Below are 4794 nucleotides of genomic sequence, written 5' to 3'. Positions count from 1 at the left end.
GTTTAGTTGACGGGATCAATGCCCCACGCACCCGTACGTCCTACCCTGGCTACTGCTATAATAGAATCTATTAAAAAAAGGTCAACCAGTAAAAACTGGTTAACCTTATAATACGAAAGCACCCGTTCGTAATATAAGGTTAGCCAGATTTTTCTGGTTGACCTATTTTTATATGGTCTTATGATAACGGTAGTCGGGGTAGAACGTCGCACCCGTGGGACTAGATCCCGTCAGCTAAACTGTTCACCCCCTACTTGTATAAACATGTTTCAGGCTGGTTGGGACAATGAGATCCCGTTTAACAAGCGAACCTATGACATTACAAGAAGCCTTAGGGGTTACCGACTAATTCAATATTCTAGGAGGAGATAGTGTATGAATCCAGTCATTGGTCTGGATGTTTCAAAAGGGGAAAGTCAGATTCAAGCCTTTTTAGATAAAGGTAAACCTTATCGAATGAGCTTTAGCATTAAGCATGATCTTAAAGGGTTGGGGAATTTTCTAGAATTCCTTCATGAAGTTGAACAAGCGGCTAATGGCAACCGACCTACGGTCGTATTGGAATCAACTGGTCACTATCATTATCCAGTTATTCAATTTTTGGAGGAACAAAAGTACGTTTATATTATTGTTAATCCTCTAATCTCACACCGTGCAAAAAGTTCAAGTCTGCGTAAAGTTAAAACAGATGCAGTAGATGCCTATCACCTTTGTGAGCTGTTTTATAAAGAAGATTTAGAACCCTATAAAAAGCGAGGTGTTCAACTTTTAAACCTTCGTAACCTTACTAGACAGCAAGAAAGTATTGCAGAAATATCAGCCAAAACTAAGATACAGTTGCACTCCTTGTTAGACCAGGTATTCCCTGAATATAGAGGTGTGTTTGGGGATTTATATTCAAAGGTATCTTTACTCACTTTACTAGCATTCCCAACATCTGAGGCAGTATTAAGTGCGAGTGAGAGAGATTTATCAGAAAGGATACGTTCATTATGTAAAAGTCGTTCCGATCTTTGGGCTCAAGAAAGGGCAAAAAAGTTAAAAGAAGCAGCCCTTCGTAATCCGTTCCAGAACAACCTGTATCAGAGTAATATTTTTAATCTTGAAATGTTAGTTAATCTTGTTCTTCAATACCAAGAGCATCTATCTAAGATTGCGACTGAAATAGATGCCCTCGCTAAAGAAATTGAAGAATATCATATTCTCCAATCTATTCCTGGTATCGGTGAGAAAATCGCGGCAACAATTATCTCTGAAATTGGAGAAATAGATCGGTTTAATGATGCCAAGAAACTAGTTGCATTCGCTGGAGTCGATCCTAGCGTTTACTCTTCAGGAAAGTTTACCGCATCAGTTAATCGAATTACAAAACGAGGTTCTTGTAGACTCCGCCACGCACTGTATATGGCTGTTCAAAGTGGTATTCGTGATTCTCGTAAGAAGAAAACGACTGATGAGATAATCGCACGCAATAAGAGATTACGAGAATTTTATGATAAAAAACGTGAAGAAGGCAAACCCTTTAGAGTAGCAGTTATCGCATGTGTTAATAAGCTCTTACACTGGATTTACGCACTACTAAAAAGTAGAACCCCTTTCCAAGATATAGGTTAGAAACTATATCTAACTAAATAAAGCAAAACCTTCCAAAAAGAGAAAAGTGGAAGGTTATTTGGCATGCACATTTTTAGTATATCATGACAAATTTAAATTTTTTATTGAAAAATATTGACAAACTATTAGCTGGTTTAGTAAAATAACAAATTACTTATCTTTTTTACCAATTTGCCCAAATGTATTTAATATCAAGTGAATAATAATTAACGATAATAAGTAAGCAATAACAGGTTCAGTTGTACTCCATATTGAAACTAAAGAGAAAAATAATAACGTAGATACACCAAAAAGAATAATTAAATAAAGAAAAACACTTATGATTGCACTCAACTAAAACACCTCCAATGACACTATACTAACTATCGCTTTTAAACAATCTTGCTTATTATGATGCCTTCTCTTATTCAAGAAAACTGCACCGTAAATTAAATACTTTCAACAAAAAGGTGCCTTAATCCTTCTTGGATCAAAGCACCCGTTAATGAGAAATAATTTATTCTCACCATAAATTTAGTTGATATGAACATTAACTTCAGTTGTTCCTGTACAGAACACTCATTCACAAATTTTTATAAATCGTCCAACGAGGAATTACCACACAGTGGAGAACGGGCAATAACCTACAACGGCCACCTGAAACATGATCGATAGAACGGCAAACGATAACAATAAAGGATAATAGGATACACTTACACTATAGCAATGAAATTAGGATTGTTTTTCTGGTGGTGGAAGGCCTACCCTTGGAGACGGCATATGAGGGAGACCACGGACTTACCTTTAGACTCTATACACTACTGTTTTCAAAACCTCGATTTAATCTTTACTTCTTTATTAGACGGCTTAACCTTGAATAACACTCTAAATGTCTTTACATCATTTTCACGAACTACTACATGTGTTAAATAACGTACAGTATAAGGATTTAAAATATTATCAAATAAGATGATATCCTCCTTGGCACTTCTAAGAGTACTTAATAAACTATCAATATACCCCTTGTCTTTGTCTTGGTACTCAACTTGTCGTATTACCTCTTGAGTAAAACTATTAACAAACTCTAACCGGAACATTAAAACCACTCTCCTATATCTGATTTCTCCACATTCCCAATATACTGAAAGTTATAAAAGTAAATCTGTATAAAAAATCACATTTACCTGACTTTTTAAACGATCTACAGACAAATCAAATTTAATTTAACAAAGGATTAAACTCTTAATTACACCAAGTAAAAAGTGGTTTAGATTATATCTTATTCAGCTCATTACCTCAGTTAGCTTTTTCGCATGACTTTTAAGCAAATAGGTTAAGGATTAATGACAAAAACACTACCTTGGTCGAGGCAGGCCGTTACATCTTTTTGCTTGCTAAAAAAACATTTAAAAATAACAATTTTTTATCAAAATTGACTCCCTCTGAAGTTGAAATAAGCGTTTTCAATGCTTATAATAGAGATATAATAAAAAAATCAGGTGCGCCAACACCTGATCAACACAATTACATGCCGCAAAGTGAGCGGCTAACCAATCTTTAAAGGGTTACAAAATGGAAGTAATCACCCTCAAAACCTTGGTCGAGGCGGGGCGGTTACTTCTTTTTGGTTGCAACAACCTACCATTATAGTGTAAACGCTACTTTAATGAGTTACTACATTTATTCCATTACTATAAAACCAGCTTTATTAGACTGAACTGCACCTTAATAAACTAGGATAACCAACTCTTCTAATCAAATTGAATGAAGCTTTTAAAATTCCTACAGAATGATCTTTCCTTTTATATTTTAAATAATATTTTTTATACTAAATCAAATTAGATTCTTTAAATACCTTTCTTAACGCTTCATTTACTATTTTACTTTTTGCACCCCTGCCACCTTTTTTACCAAGTTTATCTAAAATCGCAGCTAAATCCTTTTCTACATAAATACCTTTCATAACATACTTATCTTCATATTTCTGATTCTTCATAAGGTCGCTTATTATATCCGAATTACTAATATCTTTTTCATCTTTCTTTATATCATTATTCTCGTTAAGTTGATTATTAACATTATTCACAGAAGCATCATCTGGTTTAATTTCACTTTCTAAATTTATATTTACATTTTCTTTAGTAATCTGGTTATTATTCTCTTGTTCATTACTAGTATTAGCAACATCAGCAAAAGAAGCTAAATTTCGATTCTTCCTAGCCAATCAATTCACTACCCTTCTCTGAAATCTCATCTAATAACTCGTGATAACTTAATACAACTTTATTATTTTTATCACTTGAAAGTGTAGCTGGTAAACTTTCATATGCAACTGAACTTGCAAACCTAACAGATCGCGGAATTACAGTTTCAAACATAGAAATATTATTTTCTAAACAATATTTTCGACACTCTTGTAAAACTTGAGCATGCAATGTAGTCCTTGTATCTACTAGAGTTGCAACAACCCCCAAAACGTTTAAATTACTATTATGTTCATTTTTGAAATTGCTAATAGCTTGTAAAATTTTAACTAACGATCTCATACTATAATTTTCTGGTTGAAATGGTATTAACACATTATCCGCAAACGAAAGAACATTTCCAGCTGTTAAACCAAGGTTAGGTGGAGAATCAATAAGTATGTAATCATATTTGTTTTTTAAATGACTAACTGCTTGTCCCAATAAATGAAATGGATCTTTATACATTTCCTGTTGAGTTAAAACATCAAATTCTAAAAATGCCATATCATCATTAGAAGGTAATAAGTCAATCAGACCTTTACTTTTTGAATCAGAATAAACATTAATAATAGCTGCTTCAGCAGCTAAACCCATCAATACATCATAAACTGTATTTTCAAATAGGTCTGGATTTTTACCAAAAGTAAGTGCAACATTTCCTTGGTTATCTGTATCTATAATTAACACTTTATAACCCTTTTCGGCTAAAATTCCACCAAGGTTTGTAGTAATAGACGTTTTCAAAACCCCGCCTTTATTTGTACTAACAGCCCAAACATGGCCCATACAAAAACCTCCCCTAAAAAAATATATATATATATATTACCATAACATTAACATTAACGTTAGCATTAACAGTATCATTAACATTAATAGATCAGTCGTACTAACATTAACATTAACGTTAGCATTAACAGTATCATTAACATTAATAGATCAGTCGTACTAACATTAA

General features: G+C 33.4%; 5 protein-coding genes. 1 reads left to right on the top strand and 4 read right to left on the bottom strand.

From position 1 onward, the window contains the following. Positions 1-375 precede the first annotated feature (375 nt). Complete coding sequence (locus tag DZB84_RS24450; RefSeq protein ID WP_063441232.1) at positions 376-1614, top strand: IS110 family RNA-guided transposase; 1239 nt, start codon at positions 376-378, stop codon at positions 1612-1614. 150 nt (positions 1615-1764) lie between these two features. On the opposite strand, the gene DZB84_RS25135 is transcribed toward DZB84_RS24450, so the two are convergent. The 4 genes from DZB84_RS25135 to DZB84_RS24430 form a co-directional block, all read right to left on the bottom strand. Further along, positions 1765-1947 carry a hypothetical protein gene (locus DZB84_RS25135; protein WP_116354894.1) on the bottom strand — a complete coding sequence of 61 codons (183 nt, stop codon included), beginning with the start codon at positions 1945-1947 and terminating at the stop codon, positions 1765-1767. Positions 1948-2420: 473 nt separating this feature from the next. After that, positions 2421-2690: a hypothetical protein gene (locus tag DZB84_RS24440; protein ID WP_116354893.1), complete on the bottom strand. Its 270-nt coding sequence runs from the start codon at positions 2688-2690 to the stop codon at positions 2421-2423. A gap of 731 nt (positions 2691-3421) precedes the next feature. After that, the gene (locus tag DZB84_RS24435; RefSeq protein WP_116354892.1) at positions 3422-3817 is read right to left on the bottom strand and encodes a hypothetical protein; all 396 of its coding nucleotides are present in this window, start codon (positions 3815-3817) and stop codon (positions 3422-3424) included. Next, complete coding sequence (locus DZB84_RS24430) at positions 3810-4625, bottom strand: ParA family protein (protein WP_116354891.1); 816 nt, start codon at positions 4623-4625, stop codon at positions 3810-3812. Before DZB84_RS24430 ends, DZB84_RS24435 begins: the two co-directional genes overlap by 8 nt. Positions 4626-4794 lie beyond the last annotated feature (169 nt).

Origin of the sequence: Bacillus sp. HNG, assembly GCF_003400205.1 — a bacterium.
Taxonomy (GTDB): Bacteria; Bacillota; Bacilli; order Bacillales; family Bacillaceae_L; genus Ferdinandcohnia.
This window is presented reverse-complemented; position numbering and strand designations above follow the sequence as displayed.

What these genes read in the sequence shown, in the direction of transcription:
- DZB84_RS24450 (WP_063441232.1), top strand. Translation starts at nt 376, where the DNA reads ATGAATCCAGTCATTGGTCTGGATGTTTCAAAAGGGGAAAGTCAGATT.
- DZB84_RS24440 (WP_116354893.1), bottom strand. Translation starts at nt 2,690, where the DNA reads ATGTTCCGGTTAGAGTTTGTTAATAGTTTTACTCAAGAGGTAATACGA.
- DZB84_RS24430 (WP_116354891.1), bottom strand. Translation starts at nt 4,625, where the DNA reads ATGGGCCATGTTTGGGCTGTTAGTACAAATAAAGGCGGGGTTTTGAAA.